We start from the raw sequence: 21,718 nt of genomic DNA, 5'->3' as shown, positions 1-21,718 counted from the left end.
TTTGCTCGTTTTATTGGGCTTTCGCGGTGTTCCGGGCAAGCGTCGTGTGCATGGCAATGAAATGAACCTCAGGCTGCTTTCGCGCCAGGTGAGCCGAGCGCGCGCAGCGTTTCCTTGATCGCCCGGACGCGGTCGGTCAGCTGCGCGTGCTTCACTTCGATGCGCAGCTTGTCCTGTCCGGCGAGCTTGATGTGGCGATGCTTCTGTACCAGTTCGATGATGCGCATCGGGTCGACGGCAGGCGTCGGCTCGAATTGCAGCGCGATGGCTTCCTCGCTGGCATCGATCTTGATGATGCCGAGCGGCTTGGCCAGCAGACGCAGCCGGTGCGTCTCGATAAGCGCCTGCGCTTGTTGCGGCAGCTTGCCGAAGCGGTCGACGAGTTCTTCCTGAATCGTGTCGATGGCGTCGGGATGCGTGCCGTTGGCGAGTCGCTTGTACAACGAGAGACGCTCCTGAACGTCGCCACAGAAGTCGCTCGGCAGAATCGCCGGCACGTGCAGGTTGATCTCCGTCGTGGCGGCGAGCGGGGCGGTGAGGTCCGGCTCGCGCCCGGCCTTCAGAGCGCTCACGGCGTCCGCCAGCATGTCGGTGTACAGCTGGAAGCCGATCTCGTGGATTTCCCCGGACTGCTTGTCGCCCAGCACTTCGCCAGCACCGCGAATTTCCAGATCGTGCATGGCGAGGTAGAAGCCCGCGCCGAGTTCTTCCATCTGCTGAATGGCTTCGAGCCGACGCTGGGCCTGCTTGGTGAGCGACTTCGGGTCGTGCACAAGCAGATAGGCGTAGGCCTGATGGTGCGAACGGCCCACGCGGCCGCGCAGCTGGTGCAGTTGAGCAAGACCGAACTTGTCGGCGCGATGCATCAGGATCGTATTGGCCGTCGGCACGTCGATGCCGGTCTCGATGATGGTCGTGCACAGCAGGACGTTGGCACGCTGTGTCACGAAGTCACGCATCACGCGTTCGAGATCGCGCTCGTGCATCTGGCCGTGGGCGACGACGATGCGCGCTTCGGGCACGAGCGCTTCGAGTTGCGCCTTGCGATTCTCGATCGTCTCCACTTCGTTGTGCAGGAAGTACACCTGCCCGCCGCGCTTGAGTTCGCGCAGCATGGCTTCGCGGATCACGCCGTCTTCCTCGCGTCGCACGAAGGTCTTGATCGCGAGGCGCTTCTGCGGCGCAGTGGCGATCACAGAGAAGTCACGCAGGCCTTCGAGCGCCATGCCCAGCGTGCGCGGGATCGGCGTGGCGGTCAGCGTGAGCATGTCCACTTCGGCGCGCAGCGCCTTGAGCGCTTCCTTCTGACGGACACCGAAACGGTGTTCCTCGTCGATGATCACGAGGCCGAGGCGCTGGAACTGGATATCGTTCGAGAGCAGCTTGTGTGTGCCGATCACGATGTCGACCTGGCCTTCGTTGATCGCCTTCACGCTGGCGTTCACTTCCTTCGTCGTCTTGAAGCGCGAGAGTTCGGCGATGCGCACCGGCCAGTCGGCAAAGCGGTCGGAGAAGGTTTGTGCGTGCTGTTCGGCGAGCAGCGTCGTGGGCGCGAGAATGGCGACCTGCTTGCCGTCGAGTACGGCGATGAACGCCGCGCGCAGGGCGACTTCGGTCTTGCCAAAGCCCACGTCCCCGCAGACCAGACGGTCCATCGGGCGGCCGCTCGTCATATCGCTCATCACGGCGGCAATGGCTGCGGCCTGATCCGGCGTTTCTTCGAAGCCGAAGCTGTCGGCAAACTTTTCGTAATCGCGCGGCGACAGCTCGAACGCGTAGCCCGAGCGTGCGGCGCGACGTGCGTACAGATTGAGCAGTTCGGCGGCAGTGTCACGGATCTGCTGTGCGGCCTTGCGTTTGGCCTTCTCCCACTGACCGGAGCCGAGCGAGTGCAGCGGTGCGGTGTCCGGATCTGCGCCGCTGTAGCGCGAAATCAGATGCAGTTGCGAGACCGGCACGTACAGCTTGCTGTCGCCCGAGTATTCAAGATGCAGGAACTCGGTTTCGCCTTCGCCGAGATCCATGCTGACGAGGCCGTGATAGCGGCCGATGCCGTGTTGACTGTGGACGACCGGGTCGCCGACCTTCAGCTCGGCCAGATCGCGCACCATCGAGTCGACCGACGTCGCCTGCTCCTGGCGGCGCTTGCCGGCACGGCGGGCGAGGCCTTCGTAAAGCTCGTTTTCGGTGACGAAGGCGAGGTCTTCCGTCGGTAGCAGGAAGCCGGCGGCCAGCGGTGCGACGCCGATCGCGAAGCGCTTGTCCGATGTCAGAAAATCTTCGAGCGATTCGACGCTTGCGGGGCGCAGATCGTTGTCGTGCAGCAGTTGCAGCAGCGTCTCGCGACGGCCAGCCGAGTCGGCGCACAGCAGCACACGCGCGGGTGTGCGGGCCAGATAGGCGCGCAGGGCGGCCAGCGGGTCGTCCGCACGACGGTTGATCGCCAACGGCGGCAGCGGAATCGCCCAGCTACCGTCGCCGGGTGTGGGCAGCGTCAGACGCGCGAACGGCTTGGCAAGCGTGAAGAAGTCCTGATCGAGCAGGAACAGTTGCTCCGGCGGCAGCACGGGACGTTCGCGGTCGTGCGACAGGAAGTTGTAGCGCTGGCGGGTGTCGTTCCAGAAGCGGTTGATGGCCGTGTCGAGATCGCCGACGAAAACGAGCTGCGCGTCTGCCGGCAGATAGTGGAACAGCGTGGCCGTCTCTTCGAAGAACAGCGGCAGGTAGTACTCGATGCCGGCCGAGGGCACGCCGCTGCCGATGTCCTTGTAGATCGGGCTGCGGCTCGGGTCGCCTTCGAAGACTTCGCGCCAGCGGCCTCGGAAGGCCGTGCGGGCGGGTTCGTCGAACGGGAATTCGCGGCCGGGCAGCAGGCGTACTTCCTTCACCGGATACAGACTGCGCTGTGTGTCGGGGTCGAACGCGCGAATGCTGTCGATGGTGTCGTCGAACAGATCGAGACGGTACGGCAGTGCCGAGCCCATCGGGTAGAGGTCGATCAGGCCGCCGCGCACGCAGTATTCGCCGGGGCGCATGACCTGACTCACGTGCTCGTAGCCCGCGAGCGTCAGTTGCGACTTCAGACGCGCTTCGTCGAGCCGTTCGCCTTGCGTGAAGAAGAACGTGTAGGCGGCCATGTAGCTGGCGGGTGCCATGCGATAGAGCGCGGTGGTCGCGGGCACGAGCACGATGTCGCAGCGCTTTTCGCCGAGATCGTGCAGCGTGGCCAGACGCTCGGAGACCAGATCCTGGTGCGGCGAGAACGTGTCGTAGGGCAGCGTCTCCCAGTCCGGGAGCAGGCGCACGCGGGCTTCCGGCGCGCACCACTTCAGTTCCTGCTGAAGACGCAGGGCGTCGGTGGCCTGCGCGCAGACCACGGCCAGCAACGGCAGGCGCTCGCGATTCTCTTCGAAATAGCGGGCGATGAGCAGGGCGTCGCTCGAGGCGTGCGAGCCGGCGAAAGCGTAACGCTGTCCCGCTTTCACGAGCGGCACAGGCACGGTATTACGGGATAGGGCGTTGGCGGAGGACATAAGAAAACGTTGCAGAAATGGCAAAGCACGGGGCTCCATTTGCATGGGGCCCCGTGACAGTCAGTGTCTATTATAAAATCCCTGCTTTATCCTTACCTGCGTTTTATCGTGAGCGACCGACTTTTTGCCGTGATCCCGTGTGCCGGGGCCGGTGTACGCGCCGGGGCCGACGTGCCCAAGCAATACCGAAGCGTCGGCGGACGTCCCATGCTGCACTATGCGCTCGCCGCGTTCGACGCCTGTTCCGAATTCGCGCAAACCGTGCTGGTGCTGGCGCCGGACGACAATCATTTCGACGGGCGACGCTTCGGCACGCTGCGTTTCGCCGTACGCCGCTGTGGCGGTCCGTCGCGCCACGCGTCGGTGCTGGGCGGCCTTCAGGCGCTCACCGAGTTCGGCGCACAGGACACCGACTGGGTGCTCGTGCACGATGCGGCGCGCCCCGGCATCACGCCTGAACTGATCCGCACGCTCGTGGGTGCTCTGCGCGACGACCCCGTCGGCGGTATTCTGGCGCTGCCGGTCGCCGATACGCTCAAACGCGAACAGCCGCCTGTCGAAAAGGGCAAGCTGGCGGCCATTCAGGCGACCGAATCGCGCGACGGGCTCTGGCAGGCGCAGACGCCGCAGATGTTCCGTCTCGGCATGCTCCGTCACGCACTGGAAGACGCGCTCGCCGCCGGAGCAGAAGTCACCGACGAAGCCAGTGCCATCGAGCGCATGGGCCACGCGCCGAAGCTCGTGCGCGGCAGCCTGCGCAACTTCAAGGTGACGTATCCCGAAGACTTCGCACTGGCCGAGGCGTTCCTCGGCACGGCCAAACCGGCCTGAGCGCCGACCTTCCGACGTGAATTGACGTACCGTATTTCCGCCTCTGGCGATTTCAAGACTCCACATGACTGAACAAGCTGCTTCTCCTGTTTCGCTGGCCGCACTGTCCAAACTCCGTATCGGTCAGGGCTACGACGTGCATGCCCTCGTGCCGGGCCGTCCGCTCATCATGGGCGGCGTGACGATCCCGTTCGAGCGCGGCCTGCTCGGCCACTCGGATGCCGACGTGCTGCTGCACGCCATCACAGACGCCGTGCTCGGGGCTGCGGCGCTCGGCGACATCGGCCGTCACTTCCCGGATACCGACCCGACGTTCAAGGGCGCGAACAGCGTCGTTTTGCTCAAGGAAGCGATGCGTCGCGTGCGTGAGCAGGGTTACGAGATCCTGAACGTCGATTGCACGGTCATCGCGCAGGCCCCGAAGCTCGCACCGCATATCGCTGCGATGACGCAGTCGATTGCAGACGCACTGGGTGTGAGTGTCACGCAGGTGAATGTCAAGGCGAAGACCAACGAAAAGCTGGGCTACCTCGGCCGTCAGGAAGGCATTGAAGCGCAAGCGGCGGCGTTGCTGATCGGTCGCTAATCATGCTGACGTTCGCTTAAGTCTCCGACGTTACCGTCGGCCGGACAAAGCAAAACGGCGCTACCGGAATCGTCCGGTAGCGCCGTTTTTATTGGGCGACTGATTGGGCGACGACGTGTGTCGTCCGCCGCATCGAAGCCGATGTCGCTTACGCAGCTTCGGCAGCGATCACCTGAGCGGCCGCATTGATGACGGCAGCGATACGGCCGACGTCACGCAGTTGCGCGGTGCTCATGCCGTGCTCGGCGGAGAGCAGATGCGCGTGCGACTTCACGCAGAAGTGGCACTTGCCGACGATGGACGCAGCCAGCGCGTACATCTCGAAGCGGCGCTGGTCGACGCCGCCACGCGTGGCGTAGCCATTCATGCGCAGCTGAGCCTTTTCGTTCTTGAGTTCGGCGTTGTCGGCCATCTCGAGATACGGATACCAGGTGTTGTTCATGCCCATGAGCGCGGCCGCGGTCAACGCGCCTTCAAGCTCTTCCGGGGCCAGCACGCCGGCTTCGCGAATTGCCTTGACGAGCGGCTGGCTCTTGGCCGCGAAAGCGGCGGCGAGGGCCACGCCGACGGCGTCGTTGCCTTCCAGCGAGGAGCGGACGATGGTGCCGTCGAGGTTCAGGCGGATGTCCTTGGCGTAGTCAGGGATCTGCGCCTTAATCGCGGTGATGAATTCCATAAATTTCTCCTATTGCTTTGGGCTGAAAAAGCCCGCTTGCGCGGGCTTCGGGAGACGCTTAGAGCGTTTCACCGCCAACTGCACGGTTGCACGGGCAGAGTTCGTCCGTTTGCAGACCGTCCAGAATACGCAGAACTTCTTCCGGGTTACGGCCGACGTTCAGGTTGTTCACCGACACGTGCTGGATGACGTTGTCCGGGTCAACGATGAACGTTGCACGCAGAGCCACGCCAGCTTGCTTGTCGCGCACGCCCAGTTGGTCGATCAGAGCACCGGTCGTGTCGCCGAACGAGTAGTGGTTCAGCTTGTTCAGGTCCTTGTGCTCACGGCGCCATGCCAGCTTCACGAATTCGTTGTCGCCCGAGCCGCCGAGCAGCACTGCGTCACGATCCGAGAAGTCGTTGGCCAGCTTGCCGAATTCCACGATTTCGGTCGGACACACGAAGGTGAAGTCCTTCGGGTAGAAGTAAATGATCTTCCACTTGCCCGGGAACGAGGCTTCGGTGATCGTTTCGAAAGCCGACACGCCGTTTTCTTCGTGGTTGTTGAAACCAGGCTTGGCCGCTTCGACCGAGAACGCTTCGAGTTTATCGCCGACAGTCTTCATCGATTACTCCTAAATTAGTGCGGTTTATGTCGTGATGTCGCAAGGACATCAAAACTAGCAACTGACCGAGTTCACGCGATCCCGGTCAACCAAAGCAGTATACGCTATCAAACCTATGATAGCAATAGCTTATTTTTATGCGGGGGATAGTTAAAACAAATCCCTTCGATAGGATTTTGCGGCTTCGGGCGAGGCCAAGCCTTGAGCATAGCCAAATTTTCGTCCGATCACATCAAACACTTATTTAGCAAGCGGAAATGACACCGTGATTTCAAGGCCGGAGCCGGGGTGCACGTTCCGCAGCGAGGCGTGGCCTTTGTAGCGCGTTGCGATGCGCTGCACGATGGCCATGCCCAGACCCGTTCCGTCAGCCTTCGTGCGGGCGGTGTCCACTCGGTAGAAGGGACGGAACACGAGGTGCAATTGTTCCTCAGGGATGCCGGGGCCGGTATCGCGCACGCGCATCTCGACGCGCTCGCCGAGGACCCGCGTGGAGATGTGGACGTTGGCGACGTCCGTTTGCGCATCGCGGCCGTACTTGCGTGCGTTTTCGATCAGGTTCGTGAGCAGGCGCTTGAGGTCGGTGCGCTCGGCCAGGATCAGTGCCGTGTCGGCGAGTTCGATGCTGATGTTCAGCTCTTCGCGCCCGTCGAAAGCGGCGGCCGTATCGCGTGCAATTTCGGACAGATCCACGGCCTGCGGCGTGCGTGAGGCCGGACGCGCGTAATCGAGGAAGCGGCCGATGATCTCGTCCATTTGCTCGATGTCGCTGATCATGTCGCGCTTGACCGTCTCGTCTGAAGGACTCATCTCTGTCTCGAGACGCAAGCGGGCGAGCGGCGTGCGCAGATCATGCGAGATGCCGGCGAGCATCAGCGCCCGGTCGGCTTCGAGCCGGTCGAGTTCCTCCACCATCTGATTGAAGCTTCGGTTGGCCTCGGCCGCTTCGCCCATGCCACGCTCGGGCAATGGATCGGGGCGCTGACCTTCGCCGATGGCGCGGGCTGCGTGGGCGAGTCGCGCGAACGGTCGGTTCACGAGCGCGGTGATGAACGCTGCGCCGATGAGCGAGAGGGCGAGCGCGAACGTCCCCCAACTGAAGAGTTGAAGGCCGGTTGCCGTGTCGATCCGGTCTTGTTCGATGGCGACCCAGTAGTCGTCTTCATCGATCTTGAAGCTGATCCACATGGCGGGGATCTCGTTGACCGAAGCGGCGATGACGGTGTCGGTGCCGAGGCGTCGCTGTACGTCGCGCACGATCAGGTCCTGTACGACACCCCCGGGTTGCTTCTCGATCGAGTCGGCCGGTTCGCGCGGATAGACGCGAATGCCTTCATTACTCTCAAGATCCTGAAGCAGCGCGCGGCGAAGGTCCGGCTCGGAATAGAGCAGGGCGGTGCGCGTGAGTTTGACGATGGAGACGAGTTGTTGGGCGACGCGCTGTGCGCGCGGCTCGCGTTCGATCACGCGAAAGCTCTGGTACCAAGCGGCGAGGCTGACGCCGATGAGCAGTGCGATGAGAAAAAAGGTACGCCAGAACAGACCGCCGAACAGCCCGCGTACCATCCGAATCGGATGCATGGGGTTGCTCCGTCTAATGCGTGACGTGGGCGGGTCGGAAGGTCCGAAGCGCGCAAGATTCGAAATGACGGAGGCTCATGAGAGCCACGGCGAACGACATGAATTGCAAGAATTGCGAGGTGAGGCAAGACAAGACGCCGGTGCGCGAATGCGTCGCGACCGGCGTCGTTTTGTAGCGCGAGACGTGATGCGCGATCACGCGCCGCCGTCCGGGATGAACACGTAGCCGAGACCCCACACCGTCTGGATGAAACGGGGGCTGCCCGGGTCGGGTTCGATGAGCTTGCGCAGACGCGAGATCTGCACGTCCAGGCTTCGGTCGAAGACTTCGTATTCGCGACCGCGTGCGAGCTCCATGAGCTTTTCGCGCGAGAGCGGCTGACGCGGATGACGCGCAAAGACCTTGAGCACTGAGAACTCGCCCGTCGTCAGGGCAATTTCCTGGCCGTTCTTGGTGAGCGTGCGCGTGGCGAGGTTCAGCGCGAAGTCGCCGAACTCGAACGTCTCCATGGTTTCGCTGGGTGCGCCCGGGAGTTCGGGCGGGGCCTGACGACGCAGAACGGCGTGAATGCGCGCGACGAGTTCACGCGGATTGAAGGGCTTGGGAAGATAGTCGTCGGCGCCCATCTCGAGGCCAACGATACGGTCGACATCCTCGCCTTTGGCCGTTAACATGATGATCGGCGTGCGGTCATTCGCGCCACGCAGACGGCGGCAAATAGAGAGACCGTCTTCACCGGGGAGCATCAGGTCCAGCACGAGCAGATCGAAGCGCTCGCGCACCCAAAGCTTGTTCATGGCCGTTGCATTTTCGGCCACAAAGACATTGAAACCCTGTTCCCCGAGGTAACGACGAAGCAGGTCGCGCAGGCGCGGATCGTCGTCGACAACCAGAATTTTGGGAGAGTTTTTGTTTTCCATGCCACGTATCTTAGCCCGAAATGTTGCGAACTGAGGAGGCCGCCAAAGCGGGTTACAAAGGGTTACACAATTTACCCTACGGCTTGTGCGCTGACCATAGGCAGTGGGTACACTTGCACCCCTGCCAGGGCAAAAACAGCCGCATGGCATGAAGGACATACGCACAAGATGAGATGGGCTGCTGAGTTTACGCTACTGTTCGGGGGAATCATGCTCTGGGGACACCTGGGCGTGACCTATGCCCGTCCCGTCGCGCATTTCAGTACGCAGCATCAGGGCGCGAGCGCCCCCCGGATTCAGCGCGCGGCACCTGCGCCGTCGCCGCGAAACCCCGCCAAGAATGCCCCGGCGAGCGATCCCAACGCCGATCGCCGCAACGACGACCTCCCGAATACGCCCCCTGGGCGACGTCCCAATGGACATATGTCGCCAGAAGATCGACGATTGCTGCGTCAACACATTCAAGACGCCGTGCGTGAACTGTATAGTCACTGACACGACGCTCGCCTTTCCCCTTGTCCAGCCCGTTCGGACCTGATGGGAAACGCCAGTTGCAAAACGCTTCTTCCGAAAACGCCAGTGACGCCACTTTGACGAGAGCGTGACATGAAGCAAAACCGAACCCCGCCAGCCTCTGCCGACGCTGGCTTTTTTTGCGTCCGAAAAACCGAGTCCGGCGTTGGATTGCCTATTTCGACGGCTTCGCCCGGGACGTGGCCGACGCCGTCGGGGCCAGTCGGGACATCGGCACCTTCGGCCGCGTCCCTATGGCCTCTATTAATTAGGGCGAAGTCCGTTTCCGTGCGTGCGACGGTTCTCTCGGGAGCGGCAGCGGTCTGCCTTGCTTCGTCGGTCGCCTATGCCGCCGGTTCTCGTCATACGGATGTGCAACACACTGCCCAGACGGCGCGAACCAAGGCGTCGAAGTCGGCGACGCCCACCGTCGACTCATCCCGTCGTGAACTGACGGCCGACGACGCGCGCTACCTGCTCACGCGCACCGGCTACGCGCCGGACGCCCGCGAGTTGGCTCCCTTTGTCGGACTGACCCGTGCCCAAGCCGTCGACCGTCTGCTGGCGCAGACACGCCGAACTGCGGTCACGCCGCCACCGGCGTGGGTCACGGAGCCGCCTTTGGCGAGTGTGCCGGTCAAGGGCATGACGGATGCGCTGCGTCGTGAGCAGAACGAGCGTCGCAATCGCATGTCGGCGTCGCTCAAGGCGTGGTGGGCACAGGAAATGGCGACCACGCCGTCGCCGCTGACCGAACGCATGACGATGTTCTGGCATAACCACTTCGTCTCGAGCGACGACAAAGTGCGTGAGCCGGCCGTGCTTTATCGCCAGAACGTGCTGCTGCGTGCGAACGCGCTGGGCAACTTCGGCGTGATGCTGCACGAGGTGTCGAAGGACCCCGCGATGCTCATCTATCTGGATGGCGCGAACAGCCGAAAGGGGCGACCCAACGAAAACTTCGCGCGCGAGGTGATGGAGTTGTTCACGCTGGGCGAAGGGCACTACACCGAACAGGACGTGCGCGAGGCGGCGCGCGCCTATACGGGGTGGAGCATCGACAGGCCGACGATGACTTACGTCTGGCGTCCCAACTTCCACGATACGGGTGTGAAGACGGTGCTGAACCAGACGGGCGACTTCGACGGCGATCAGATGCTCGACGTTCTGCTGGCACGTCCTGAGACGGCGGTGTTCGTCACCGGCAAGCTGTGGCGCGAATTCGTATCGCCGACGCCTGACCCGGTGCAGGTGGAACGGATTGCCGCGACGTTCCGCGAGAGCGGCTACGACATTCGAGTGGCGCTGCGCGCCTTGCTGCTCACGCCGGCGTTTTGGGATGCGCGCACGCGCGGTGCGCTTGTGAAGTCACCGTCCGAGTTCGTAACGGATGCTGTGCGGCAATTCGACATCGGCTATGACGATCCGCAGATGCTCGCGCAGCAAATGCGCGTGCTCGGGCAGGATCTGTTCCGTCCGCCGAACGTGAAGGGCTGGCCGGGTGGCGACGCGTGGATCGACAGCTCCACGCTGCTCGCGCGCAAGCAGTTCGTCGAGCGCATGTTCCGTGCGACGGAGAACGCCAACGCCGGTGGGCCATCGATGACTGCGCCGTCCATGTCGGCGCGTCCGGGCGTGCAGCGTGCGGCGTTGCGTCCTGCGCAGCCGATGCCGCGAACGGTGGCGGGCGTGCGTTTCGATCTGTCTCGCTGGCTGCAACCCTATACGCTCGGGCCGGTCGACGTGCCCGACGTGGAGGCGCGCGAGTCCGTGCAGCGCGCCGTGTTGCCCCTTTCCCCGGCCGCACCGCAAACGCCCGGCGTCAACAGTGCGGCATTTCTGCAAGCGCTATTGATGGACCCTGCGTATCAGTTGAAGTGATCGAAGCGATGGCGATCGCAATGACTGGGGTGAGGGGGAGGGATTTGACGATTGGGACGTTCGGGACAGTTCGCGTGACTGAGACGATTCAGGCGCTTGGGATGCAGGGCGATGGCGAGTGTGGTGACAGGTATGTTAGCGACTTGCGCTCAGGCGGTGAGTTTGGGCGGGTCATGAGAGGTGTGAGATGCGTCGACGTGATTTTCTGACGTTCGCGGGTGGTCTCGGGGCGGCTTGGCTGGCACCGACGCCGGTGTTGGCGGCTGCGCGCGATCTGTCCGGGATATTGCCGGGCGGTGGCGGCAACTATGGCAATTTGCTGATCCTGATCGAGTTGAAGGGCGGCAACGATGGGCTGAACACGGTCATCCCCTATGCGGATGCGATGTATGCAAGCTTGCGTCCGACGATTGGCGTCAAGCGTGATCAGGTTGTGCAGTTGGACGAGCACAGTGGTTTGCATCCGGAGATGCGCGCTTTGTTGCCGATGTGGCAGGCGAACGAGTTGGCGATCGTACAGGGTGTGGGGTATCCGCAGCCGAATCTTTCGCACTTCCGGTCGATCGAGATCTGGAATACGGCGTCGCGCTCGGATGAGTATTTGCGTGACGGATGGTTGTCGCGGGCGTTTGCGGAGCGGTCGGTGCCTTCCGGTTTCGATGCTGATGGTGTGATCGTCGGCAGTGCGGAGTTGGGGCCGTTGAGCGGTGGCGCGCGGGCGGTGACGCTGACGAATCCGGCGCAGTTTTTACGTGATGCGAGCCTGGCGTCGACGAATGCTGCGCAGGTGAGCAATCCGGCGTTGGCGCACGTGCTGCGGGTGGAGAACGACATCGTGAAGGCGGCGGACGGTCTGCGTCCGCGCCAGGGGCAGTATGTCTTGCGCACGCCGATGCCGCAGGGGGCTTTCGGTAACGTGGTGAAAACGGCGTTGCAGGTGGTCGCCGCGGCGGATTCGTCAGCGGGTGTGCCGCAGCCGGGGCGGGGCGTGGCGGTGTTGCGTCTGACGCTCAACGGATTCGATACGCATCAGAACCAGATGGGGCAGCAGGCGAACCTGTTGCGTCAGTTGTCGCAGGGGATGATGGCGTTGCGGGCGGGGCTGACGGAGTTGAACCGGTGGCAGTCGACGATGATCGTGACGTACGCCGAGTTTGGACGGCGTCCGCGTGAGAATCAGAGTGGTGGGACGGATCACGGCACGGTCGCACCACACTTCATCGCAGGCGGACGCGTGCGCGGTGGCTTGTATGGAGAAGCGCCGAGACTGGATCGTCTGGATGGGAATGGCAACTTGCCGTTTGCCGTCGACTTCCGCGACGTCTACGCGACGGTGCTGCAGCGCTGGTGGGGCCTGAACCCGCAACCCGTGCTGGGCGATGGGTTCAAGCCGTTGGAGGTGTTGCGGGTTTGATTGACGGGGCGCAACCGCGTGGGCTGCGGCGGTCGCGGATCTCTGGTGCAGTGGCACGCGCCGTGTCACGCCCAGTCGCGACGTCCCAATTTCGCGCGCTCAGCGCGCGCGCCACGCTCGCCAGAATTTACGCAGCGGCGTCAGGTCGATGCGCTGATGCAGCACTTGATAGTCGCTTGCTGCGACCTCGTCCATCAATGCCAATTGCAGCGCCGCGAGGGCGAGCAGCGGCCGTTGCTTACGACGATCCTGTTTCGGAATCTTGGCGGCGGCGTCGATGATGGCTTGACGTGCGCGTGCGTGCTGGAACTTCATGAGTTCGACGAAGGCGGGCGAGTACTTGCCGTTTTGGATATCGGCGGCGGTGACGCCGAAGCGCTGAAGCTCGTCGATGGGGAAGTAGACGTAACCGGAGCGCGCGTCGACACCGGCATCGGTGACACGTCGGCCGAGCGTGATGGCATGACCGAGGGCGCGAGCGAGGGCGGGCGTTTGCGGATCGTCGAAGCCGTAGACTTGGGACGCGAGTTCTGCGGGGGCACCGCCGGCGGCGTCGCAATAGTGCGTGAGGCCGGCGAAGTCGAGATAACGCATCTGCGAGAGATCCATCTCGGCACCGTGCAGGACGGCTTCGAAAGCTTCGCGCGCGAGCTTGCTGTTCTGTACGACGGGAAGCAGTGCTCGCGTGACCGGATGTGCGGGGTTGCCTGCAAAGAGGCGCGCCAGTTCCTGACGCCACCAGTCGAGCTTTGCGTGCGCGACGCCGGGGTCATGAACGGCCGAGTGGATATCGGCGATTTCCTGACAAAAGGCGTGGACGGCGTAGGCGTCGTCGCGCTTGGACGGCGGGAGTTGAAGCAAGGCGTAGTAGAGCGCGGATCCGGGCGGGCCTGCTTTCTGGCGGCAGTATGCGTTGGCCTGGGTGGAGGTGGCGGGGGAGCCGGAGGCGTCGTCGGCGGTCTCGTGGGGTTGCATGCGAATGGGGTATCGGTTTGGTCAGGTGCCCGGAAATCGGTGCGCAGGCGCTTGGGCGCGTAATCGCTCAAGGGCTCAAGTGCGCGGCGGGGCAGAAGCCATGAATTGGTGCGAATTCTAGCATTGCGAGCCGAGTGGACGCGTGGGACGGCGCGGGCTCGAGCGGAGATTGCCGGTCGAAAATGGTTCGTGTAGAATACGCGCCTGCTTTGACGCATGCAGCGGGGCGGCGACAAGTCGCCCTTTTTCATGTCCGACAGGACGCAAGCATGTCGTCGACCCGATGCCGGGATGTCGCACCTAAAAGGTAACGACACCCACGGGCTGCGAGGATGGCGAAATTGGTAGACGCACCAGGTTTAGGTCCTGACGCCCGAAAGGGTGTAGGGGTTCGAGTCCCCTTCCTCGCACCAACTCCCCGTTTTGGCATCGGTTTCGTAGGTGTCGAGTTACCCATAAGTTGGCGGTAAACGACAACTTATGGTTCCTAAAATCCCCCTTGATTCTCATTTGGCGAGAAAGCGCGTGGCGACGAAAGCCGTGCTCAGCTTCCGTCGCGATATTTCATCAGTTGCGGCTCGCCAGAGCGAAGCGTTTCACGGCCTTCTGTTGGAATTGATTGGCTTCTGTACGGTCATATCGGCATTCTGTGGCGGCAGCCAACACCTTGCGCCGTGATACCGAGCGCCCCGCAACTCTGGAAAGCCGTGCGTGGGTCTCAAGATAGTGGTCCCTACGAACTGATACTCGAACGATTGCTTTATTGCGGATGCGCGTTTTCGTCCGTTGAAAGACGGCATCGCAAAGTTCGGGCAGTTCCTTTCTCAGAGTCCGCATCCCGATGCCGAGGGATGTGGCAATCTCCCCAAGGGTTCGCGACGACAGCGGATTCGCGAGGTCGCTTTCAATGGAATCACGAGTCGCGGCCCAATCGATAATTGTGCTCGCGTTGCGTCTTTGTCTCTCGACCAGTTCGGGGGCACATGTTCTCAGTCCCTGTACACACGTGTCTGGTTTGTTTCCAAGGATGGTGTCTTCCACTGGCACGTCGAAGAACTGAGAGAGTTTCAAGAGTACTGGAAGCGAAGGCGTAGTTTTGGCATTGACCCAGCCATGCACATTCGATTTTGACTCGTCGAATTCTCGTGCGAATACACAGTACTTTCCTCCGTAGTGTGCCTTTATGGCGTGACTCAAAAACTGAGCGGTCCGGTCATGCCTCGGAGTGATGTGTTTGAACGCTGACGCAGCGTCGAGCAGTCTGGCGACTCTGCGCGCAACGTCGACTGAGCGAGCGTCTGCCGGTTCTGCAGGCGAAATAGCGAGGGGCTCATCGCAATGTCTGCATCGGCCGGGGGTGAAATACGTGCGAGCCGCTGTTCGACCGCAGGCGCAGTAATCAAGCAGACGCACCTCATGAATCGGGCACGCGTTGACCATTGGAAGCGTCCAAAGCAAGCGGTCATACGGGCCCAATGGGGAGCTGAGGTCGTTCTCGACGCAGGCAGGGCAGTGACGCCCCGGACAAAGACCTAGTCGATATCCATGCAGCCAGGCTTCGAGAGGGAGTAACGTCAACCGGTCTAGGTCATCGCGAACACAAAGCGTGTTCATGCCGTGCACCCATGCTTTTGCCATAGGACCGAATCCCGACATTGTTCCTTCCTTCCATCCATGCGAAAAAGCGCTTCCGCCCATTCCCGGCATGTGCTTAACGATTGGCCACACTTTGTTCTCAGCGACCGCGTGCGGGTGAACGTAATGACTGAGCGCAATTCTGCACACTAAGCTGAAGAGGTTTTCACGAGTCGCACCGTCCACGCCCAGTGGGGCAACGTCCGGGAAGTAAGCGCGCGTTGGTATGCCTTGGGCCTCAAGAAGTGCTTCAAGCATTTGCTGCCTTTGCTTTGTTGGAGCGCTTTGCCCGTGTCGACGAGGATGCGGCCTTTCGCAGTTTCGTCTGGAACAAAATCGCCTCCTTGTGCTTGGCGCGGAGGCTGGTCATTGCATCCTTCGCTGGCCTTCTGAGGAAGGGCGTGATGCAGAACTCACCCTTGACAGTCTCATCCGAAATACTCTCGAACTCTTCGGGCGAAGGCATTGCCGCATAGACAATGTCGTCGCTCCATTTGCATGAATTGATGTCCTTCCCCTTGTTCATCTGCTCGAGGAGCCGGAGCGCCGTCATAAGGATGCGGATGAATTGGCCAGTGATTCCAAAACTTCCCAAAAGTAGGTCTTTCCAAAGGTGCTCGAACTTGGCGCCTGCTAGAGGGAAGCGAGCTTGCACGGAAGCGACGACCGAGCGAAACGCCTTTACATCTTCTGGAGTATTTCCGTATCTGGGAAAATGAATAATGTCCGTTCGCCTCGCCAACTGTCCGCTCGCTCGAACAATCGTCTCTGTGCCGTATGCACCGAGAAGTAGGAACGTAATGGACTTATTGTTGGCGAGCGATTTGAGGACGTTGCCCCAATCTTGGGATGAGTGCAACGCGTTCGCGAAGTGAATACACTCGTCGAGGATGACGACTTTTGTTCGTCGTCTCGATAGAGCTTGGCCTGCTACGTATTGAGCAAAATGTATGGCCGATTCCTCTCCAGGTGCTCGCGTTCCAAGGACGGAACTTGTTCCCGGTCGTTGCGAGAACTGAGCGGGGAGGTCCGCCTCGGGGACCATGAGTTCGTGCAAGATGGCTCTGTAGAAATCTCGCCAGGGAAATGTGCTCGACTTCGACTTGCAGGGCGGGACGTCAAGTTTAATGACGGGGATAAATGAGGGGTCTGCACGCATTTCGTCCGCATATAGCGATATCGTGTCCTCGAGAATCTTTTCCCCAAGCTTCGTCTTGCCAATTCCGGGTGGCCCCACGACGGTTGTGAGGTTACCGCTTGCGAAGGGAGCAATTGACGTGCGAATGCGGTCGAGCGCGTCTATCATATTTCTATGCGGGAGGCGAATCGTGTCCTTCAGGTATTGCAGTTTGAGGTCCAGGCCTCCCTGCTGAGCCATTTCCAATGTGGGGCGAAGTATCATTTTGAGTCTCTCAGAATTGCTCCAGAATTTCGACGTCCGCATGGTCGTCTTTTTCTTCTCTGGCGGGTGGATGGGTGTCTGTCAGCGCGTCATCTGCCAGTGGTGTGTTCTCTGGCGCGGGCGTTTCGCTAATCTCATGCAGGTTGTTGTCCGGAGGCGGTGAGCGCCGATTCCTATTAGAAGGTGACGCGATTTCGTTCAGTCTTCCGTCTAGGTACGCGTCTATGAAGCGTTCAATTATTTCTAGTGTGATGACGCGGTTATTCACGCCAGACTTCTTGGCATCCTTGGTGACCACGCGAATCGCGTCAAATACATACCTTAGTTCCCAGTGACTGAGCTTCTCCAGCTTCGCCGTGAGCTTGCAAACGCATTTGAGCCACTCCCCACCCAATGCTACGTAAATGTGCCCGCAGTTCCACGGGTCGTATACGGCGGGAATCGTCATGCCGATGGCATGCGAGAGCTTTTCGTGAAAGTAGGGAATCTCGTAGAAGAGAACACCATCCGACTCGACTTTTCGCACCCCGCCTCGAGTGAAAGGAATGCAAGTACGCAGGTAGAAATCCTCGTCATATTCGACCTGCTGATGCGGCCGATTACCCGTACGTTCGTATCCGAAAGCCAGTGCGTCTGCAGGTGATACATGCGTGGCGGAGTGCGGGGCGGTGTTGTAAACGTGGTATGCGTAGTAGTCCAGCAACGCATGTAGCACCGGGAAATCCAGCAGGTCTGCATTGAGCGGATTGACTGACTTTGTCATCGTTCGAACGTGCTTCGTTGCCTTCGTATTTCCAATCAGGTTGTGTATGCATTCGGTGTTACTTGTTCCAAACCAGCGCTCAAGTACGCTGCCAAAGCGAGGGTGATGCGCTGGCCGAAAGCGGAGATGGATGTTGAATGACACGCACCAGTAATGCATTGCGTCGGACCTGAATTCGGCGCCGTTGTCGACGATTAGAATGTCCGGTTTTCTGCGATGTCGGGACACCATTTCGCGAAGAACCATCATCACCGACGCGAAATTCGGCGGATGCGCCGAGATGTACAACGCCAGCACCGTCCGTGAATACGCATCGAAAGCGACGGTCAACCACGGTCGGATTTTTCGCTTCTCGCCATGGCGCGTCCGAATCACGACGTAACAGTCGAGTTGTGTGTGGTCGATGTGGACTACATGAAACGGGTGTAAGCCTTGAATCGAGTCTCCTCGCTCAAGGTTCAAGACCTGCGCTTGCAACTGATACGCGCGTCTGGCGCCGAGGCGAAGAGTTGTGTCCTTTAGCGCCTTACTTTGGTGGTAGTACCATTTGGTCGAAAGTGGCTTGAGTCCGGCCTTCTCGCAAGCCGTCACGTACTGCTTGTAGCTAAACTTCCCGGTGGGGTTCGTCGGAGTATTTCCGTCCGCTTCGACCTTGCTGAGGAGTTCGTCATGCGCCGGGTCATACCGCTTAGTTCGATTGCCGCGACGTACTTTTGGCAAAAGGGCGATGATTTGCGCGACATCGCTTGTGCCGGCGAGACGTATCAGTTGCGTCCAGCGCTGTAGCGAGCGGCGGCTTGCGGCGCCGACATTCTTCCCGAGTCGAAATGCATTGACTTGCAGGCGTCGATTCGTCGCTTGATTCAACTCTTTCACCGTGACGTGGCGCAGGGACTCTGTTGGAGAGTCACCGTCCTGACGCACTGGCCGAATGTCGGTGCCGAATCGCCTTGCAAACTCTCGACGAGAGATGGAGAGAGCCTTGCCGCCTTCGCTCACCAAATGCACGTCATCAGGACTTACCGTGTGTATTTCGAACGTCTCGGAATCGAGTTCGAAAATCGCGCCTTCTCTAAGCGCGAAGTCGACCTGCCACTGCACGAGGTGACGGGCTGGTCTCGAGCTTCGGAGGGCGTCCAGGGCTTTTTGCGACAGGCAAACAATGGCCCGATGTTGCTCGCCAAAAAGGTCCTCTTCCCAGTCAGCCAGAATCTGTCTGTCCACAAGTGCTTTGTGGACGTGGTCGATGGTGAAGTACTGAACTTTCACCTGCTCACCCGATGCTGAAACCTCCAATCCGCATGAGCGCGACATGAGCTGCTCAATCGTCGTGGATTCCAGTGCGCTGTCTTTCAGAACGGTCAGGATGCATTCAAGGTTGGCTCCCGGCACCGGTGCTGCTTCTGACGCGATGTAGGTCTGAAGGTACTCGACGTTATCTCGAAGCGTTGGCGATATTTCCGTGTTCGCACGCAGCCGATAGGTAATCCCAAGCCTGCCAAACTCATCTTGGCGCTCCGGGCACTTCCAGACTCCCGAATCGTTCTGGTATCTGTATGGCTGCTTTGCTACAAGTGTCTGCAGTTCTGCCTCAGTCTTCCACTCATCTACGAAGACTTGCCCGTCTTCCACGACGAGAAAGTCTGCCGTGTACTGGGTGGGGGAGTTGTAGGTGGACTCTCTGCCCTTCATCAAACGATGAACAGTTTGCCGATAGTGGATGGGCGGTGGTTGACTCGCGTAATAGTCCGTGGCGAGTGACATCTCGTAGGACATGGTCGCAGCGTACTCCACCAAACTCTCAGCCGTCTCGCTGACGTTGGTGAGCCGATTCACGTATTTGGTAACAACGTTACCTACCTTGGACTCGACCTTCCGCGATGGGCCTTCGTTAAGGATGCTCTGGCGCACGTAGTCCCTGCCTTCGTGTGTCAGAGCGAGAGTCTCCGTCATGCGCAAAAGCGCATCGGTGTCTATGTACTTCATGTCGATGCTCTGCAATGGCTCCCGCACGCCAAGACGCAAAAGGTCCTGACGTGCGGACGCCGTCCGCGCTGAGTCGGCTAGGCTCAGCTCAGCGCGAATGACAACGGACACTAGCCGCTCACGAAGGAGGGCTAGTGTTACGACCTGTGGGGAAGGGGATTACAGTCGTCGGTGACGATGTCGTACGTTCAAAACGCGAACGCGTTGCGGCGGACGTGCTCGATGCGACGGCGTGGAGCGCGCGTGCGCAGGGCAGTGGGGCAGTTTGCGGGGCAGAAGAAGTGGATGCATGATTTCGCCTGGTTAGCGCTCCGTACGGGCGAGCGCCGTCATTTGACCCGATAGACGAAATCTGCGAAAATAGCGGGGCATGGGTGCGTATTCGCAAGAATTCGCCCAAAAGGGGCATGGTTGGAGATTCTGACCTTGCCCCTTTTTCTTTTTTGCAGCTCGGATTGCGTCTCGCGCTCTGGGCTGGGGGCAAGGTCATCAGAAACCTTTCTACGGTGGTAATGATCTTTTCATAGGGTCCGAATCCTATCCGAAAAGTGCTCCCGCGTGCAAGCATGATTTCAACTTGACTGACGTTGCTAGATTTTGTGGTGGAGATGATGGAAGATAAGTCGAAATTAACGGTATACTAATCGTGCGTATATTTACCTACTTCCAAGTCCATCGTGATCGCTCAAAAATGTGTTTGACGTAACTTGTTAGCGCTAGGTGCGTTCGCGCTTCGCTTAGTCCAAAATATGGGTGCACCATGAACGTCCATGGGATGGCCCAGTTGGGAATCGGCGTCCATGAGTGTTCAATACAGATAAGCGGACTTTCGGGGGCGGTTTTAACCAAACTTAGCTCGTCTGGCATGCGCCAAAGATCATTTAAATGTTCGACGGACTGGGGTGTAAATCGCTCGGCCATAGAATCCGGTAGTTTCTGAAGAAGCTCTCTCAACGATTTTTCATTTAGCCGGCGCGTGTGAAGGCTCAGTTTTATCGATGGGAATGACTGAAGCGTTTTCTCTAGAATTCTTGTATTTGTAGCCAGAGTTCCAGCTGGGAACGCATCTGGAAGGTGATGGAGCGGTAGTAGCACACCTTCAATGCAAACATGCATCGATAGCATTGTGCCAATTGAGTCTGCGCGAGCTCCTTGGCGACCTTGGGTCGTCCTATCTCGATGCCGGTCGCTTTGGCGATCGGGGAGCAAAGTGAGGTTCTTTTGAGTCACGTACCTACTCCTTGGACTCGGCTGGCATCGCGCTGTGTCCGCAGCATGGTGCTCCGTCAAGGCATGACAGTAGACGACCTGTTGGTCGCGTTCGAGACGCTTGGGATCATGCACTCGCGCCGAAGCCATGAAGGGCGGCTCGATCGTGGCACCTTTGATTGCGCGTACTTTCTTCAGGTCATGGTCGCCTCACGGTCGACGTTTCCTCCGTATTGGGCACCTGCGCTCTTGAATGCAGACCCCGATGTTTGCGACGCTTCCAGCTTCGATTGGGACGCCGCGTGCGTCGAAATTTTTACGTTGGAATGCCAGGCTGCCCTTTACCGAGCCAAATTAGAACTAGCAAATGATCCGCTTGAGCGGCGAGAGGTGATTAATCGCCTGCTTAATGAGGTCAAAGGGGCGAGAGGTCGCGTTCCATTTACGCTACTAATGTATCTCGCTATGTTTGCGCCAATGATTGGTTTTGATTGCTATTTAAGTCTGCGCGACGTAATGTTGGCTGAGCGAGAATTGTCTCTTTGCCCGTCGTCTGCTCCATCACGCGAAATGACTGATGAGCGACGAATGTCTGCGTCAGTGGGTCGACCGATCGGCCTCGCGCCGCGAAACGGCGGGTCTGGGCAGTAGGAGTTTCGGCATTTAGGCTCGAAGAATCGGTCAGAAATTCGTGACCAGCGTCTATTTTGGTGCGTAATATTACATACAATAATAGGTCACTTCCCTTGAGATACAAGGGCTAATTTTTCAGAATTTCCCGCTGTTTGCCCCGAAATTTTGTCTGCTTATGGCAGGCGCCAGCGTCGACTCCGCGCTTTTTCGTTACTCACCGGTGCCGTCGGCTAACTCGGAGGGATGCCCTTTGTAGCATCCGAGTAGTCGAAATAGAGCGGTAAATTCATACCCACACGCTTCGCAAACGTATTCTTGGTGCACGGTGACACTTCCAATACCGCATGCGCCCATAGTGACACTCGCTGAACCGCATTCAAGGCAGTGAGTCTTGCCTGTTGCGTACACATGGGATTCCCACTCGTTGGAGTTGCTTGCCATGATGTTCATCCTCTGACGGCGGGAGGGGCTCGCCTCGCGTTCCTACGCAAATCGCCGATATCAGTGGATTCGCCCCGTATCCATGTTCCATCGAACACCGTAGGTCATCTTTGCTGGCTTCGCGAACATTT

The 21,718-nt window shown here is 60.0% G+C and carries 14 protein-coding genes, 1 tRNA gene and 1 pseudogene; 6 read left to right on the top strand and 10 right to left on the bottom strand.

Going from position 1 to position 21,718, the window contains the following annotated elements; genetic code table 11:
• Positions 1 to 68: 68 nt before the first annotated feature.
• Positions 69 to 3,533 (bottom strand): transcription-repair coupling factor, encoded by a 3,465-nt coding sequence (gene mfd, locus PAQ31011_RS03460; RefSeq protein WP_150574474.1) that lies wholly within the window; start codon positions 3,531 to 3,533, stop codon positions 69 to 71.
• Positions 3,534 to 3,641: 108 nt separating this feature from the next.
• On the opposite strand from mfd, the gene ispD reads away from it, so the two are divergent.
• Both ispD and ispF read left to right on the top strand, forming a co-directional pair.
• Positions 3,642 to 4,364 carry a 2-C-methyl-D-erythritol 4-phosphate cytidylyltransferase gene (gene ispD, locus PAQ31011_RS03455; protein ID WP_039397887.1) on the top strand — a complete coding sequence of 241 codons (723 nt, stop codon included), beginning with the start codon at positions 3,642 to 3,644 and terminating at the stop codon, positions 4,362 to 4,364.
• 64 nt (positions 4,365 to 4,428) lie between these two features.
• Complete coding sequence (gene ispF, locus PAQ31011_RS03450; RefSeq protein WP_150574473.1) at positions 4,429 to 4,950, top strand: 2-C-methyl-D-erythritol 2,4-cyclodiphosphate synthase; 522 nt, start codon at positions 4,429 to 4,431, stop codon at positions 4,948 to 4,950.
• Between the two features lie 148 nt (positions 4,951 to 5,098).
• Here ispF and PAQ31011_RS03445 read toward each other — a convergent pair whose 3' ends face one another.
• The 4 genes from PAQ31011_RS03445 to ompR all read right to left on the bottom strand — a co-directional run bounded on the left by PAQ31011_RS03445 (position 5,099) and on the right by ompR (position 8,735).
• On the bottom strand, positions 5,099 to 5,626 hold the full coding sequence (locus PAQ31011_RS03445; RefSeq protein WP_150574472.1) for a carboxymuconolactone decarboxylase family protein: 528 nt from the start codon (positions 5,624 to 5,626) through the stop codon (positions 5,099 to 5,101).
• A gap of 58 nt (positions 5,627 to 5,684) precedes the next feature.
• The gene (locus PAQ31011_RS03440) at positions 5,685 to 6,233 is read right to left on the bottom strand and encodes a peroxiredoxin (protein ID WP_046292231.1); all 549 of its coding nucleotides are present in this window, start codon (positions 6,231 to 6,233) and stop codon (positions 5,685 to 5,687) included.
• Between the two features lie 240 nt (positions 6,234 to 6,473).
• Entirely contained in the window at positions 6,474 to 7,814 is a 1,341-nt protein-coding gene (locus tag PAQ31011_RS03435; RefSeq protein ID WP_150574471.1) for an ATP-binding protein, read from the bottom strand.
• Positions 7,815 to 8,009: 195 nt separating this feature from the next.
• On the bottom strand, positions 8,010 to 8,735 hold the full coding sequence (gene ompR / locus PAQ31011_RS03430; RefSeq protein ID WP_010808867.1) for an osmolarity response regulator transcription factor OmpR: 726 nt from the start codon (positions 8,733 to 8,735) through the stop codon (positions 8,010 to 8,012).
• 963 nt (positions 8,736 to 9,698) lie between these two features.
• On the opposite strand from ompR, the gene PAQ31011_RS03420 reads away from it, so the two are divergent.
• On the top strand, positions 9,699 to 11,129 hold the full coding sequence (locus tag PAQ31011_RS03420; RefSeq protein WP_246179379.1) for a DUF1800 domain-containing protein: 1,431 nt from the start codon (positions 9,699 to 9,701) through the stop codon (positions 11,127 to 11,129).
• A gap of 187 nt (positions 11,130 to 11,316) precedes the next feature.
• Positions 11,317 to 12,543, top strand: a complete 1,227-nt coding sequence (locus PAQ31011_RS03415; protein WP_150574468.1) for a DUF1501 domain-containing protein — start codon at positions 11,317 to 11,319, stop codon at positions 12,541 to 12,543.
• A 99-nt stretch (positions 12,544 to 12,642) separates the two neighbouring features.
• Here the strand turns inward: PAQ31011_RS03415 and PAQ31011_RS03410 are convergent, their stop codons facing one another.
• Positions 12,643 to 13,518, bottom strand: a complete 876-nt coding sequence (locus tag PAQ31011_RS03410) for a squalene/phytoene synthase family protein (RefSeq protein ID WP_150574467.1) — start codon at positions 13,516 to 13,518, stop codon at positions 12,643 to 12,645.
• Between the two features lie 326 nt (positions 13,519 to 13,844).
• Between PAQ31011_RS03410 and PAQ31011_RS03405 the strand changes: the two genes are divergently transcribed.
• Positions 13,845 to 13,931 (top strand) — tRNA-Leu (locus PAQ31011_RS03405).
• A gap of 154 nt (positions 13,932 to 14,085) precedes the next feature.
• Here PAQ31011_RS03405 and PAQ31011_RS26670 read toward each other — a convergent pair.
• The 4 genes and pseudogenes from PAQ31011_RS26670 to PAQ31011_RS03390 all read right to left on the bottom strand — a co-directional run bounded on the left by PAQ31011_RS26670 (position 14,086) and on the right by PAQ31011_RS03390 (position 19,304).
• Complete coding sequence (locus PAQ31011_RS26670) at positions 14,086 to 14,589, bottom strand: hypothetical protein (protein WP_246179318.1); 504 nt, start codon at positions 14,587 to 14,589, stop codon at positions 14,086 to 14,088.
• A gap of 345 nt (positions 14,590 to 14,934) precedes the next feature.
• A pseudogene (locus PAQ31011_RS26995) lies at positions 14,935 to 15,132 on the bottom strand (TniQ family protein); the annotation flags it as partial.
• A 271-nt stretch (positions 15,133 to 15,403) separates the two neighbouring features.
• Positions 15,404 to 16,531, bottom strand: coding sequence for a TniB family NTP-binding protein (locus PAQ31011_RS03395; RefSeq protein WP_174989907.1), 1,128 nt, complete (start codon positions 16,529 to 16,531; stop codon positions 15,404 to 15,406).
• A gap of 34 nt (positions 16,532 to 16,565) precedes the next feature.
• Complete coding sequence (locus PAQ31011_RS03390; RefSeq protein ID WP_150574464.1) at positions 16,566 to 19,304, bottom strand: DDE-type integrase/transposase/recombinase; 2,739 nt, start codon at positions 19,302 to 19,304, stop codon at positions 16,566 to 16,568.
• A gap of 1,179 nt (positions 19,305 to 20,483) precedes the next feature.
• On the opposite strand from PAQ31011_RS03390, the gene PAQ31011_RS26990 reads away from it, so the two are divergent.
• Complete coding sequence (locus PAQ31011_RS26990; RefSeq protein ID WP_425495084.1) at positions 20,484 to 21,164, top strand: DUF6471 domain-containing protein; 681 nt, start codon at positions 20,484 to 20,486, stop codon at positions 21,162 to 21,164.
• Positions 21,165 to 21,718: the final 554 nt, after the last annotated feature.

Source organism: Pandoraea aquatica, from assembly GCF_902459565.1.
GTDB lineage: Bacteria > Pseudomonadota > Gammaproteobacteria > Burkholderiales > Burkholderiaceae > Pandoraea > Pandoraea aquatica.
The sequence above is the reverse complement of the archived record's forward strand: the minus strand, read 5'-3'. Positions and strand labels throughout refer to the sequence as shown.

What these genes read in the sequence shown, in the direction of transcription:
- ispF (WP_150574473.1), top strand. Translation starts at nt 4,429, where the DNA reads ATGACTGAACAAGCTGCTTCTCCTGTTTCGCTGGCCGCACTGTCCAAA.
- PAQ31011_RS03390 (WP_150574464.1), bottom strand. Translation starts at nt 19,304, where the DNA reads ATGAAGTACATAGACACCGATGCGCTTTTGCGCATGACGGAGACTCTC.
- PAQ31011_RS03445 (WP_150574472.1), bottom strand. Translation starts at nt 5,626, where the DNA reads ATGGAATTCATCACCGCGATTAAGGCGCAGATCCCTGACTACGCCAAG.
- PAQ31011_RS03415 (WP_150574468.1), top strand. Translation starts at nt 11,317, where the DNA reads ATGCGTCGACGTGATTTTCTGACGTTCGCGGGTGGTCTCGGGGCGGCT.
- PAQ31011_RS26990 (WP_425495084.1), top strand. Translation starts at nt 20,484, where the DNA reads ATGCCGGTCGCTTTGGCGATCGGGGAGCAAAGTGAGGTTCTTTTGAGT.
- PAQ31011_RS03410 (WP_150574467.1), bottom strand. Translation starts at nt 13,518, where the DNA reads ATGCAACCCCACGAGACCGCCGACGACGCCTCCGGCTCCCCCGCCACC.
- PAQ31011_RS03440 (WP_046292231.1), bottom strand. Translation starts at nt 6,233, where the DNA reads ATGAAGACTGTCGGCGATAAACTCGAAGCGTTCTCGGTCGAAGCGGCC.
- ompR (WP_010808867.1), bottom strand. Translation starts at nt 8,735, where the DNA reads ATGGAAAACAAAAACTCTCCCAAAATTCTGGTTGTCGACGACGATCCG.
- mfd (WP_150574474.1), bottom strand. Translation starts at nt 3,533, where the DNA reads ATGTCCTCCGCCAACGCCCTATCCCGTAATACCGTGCCTGTGCCGCTC.
- PAQ31011_RS03435 (WP_150574471.1), bottom strand. Translation starts at nt 7,814, where the DNA reads ATGCATCCGATTCGGATGGTACGCGGGCTGTTCGGCGGTCTGTTCTGG.
- PAQ31011_RS03395 (WP_174989907.1), bottom strand. Translation starts at nt 16,531, where the DNA reads ATGGCTCAGCAGGGAGGCCTGGACCTCAAACTGCAATACCTGAAGGAC.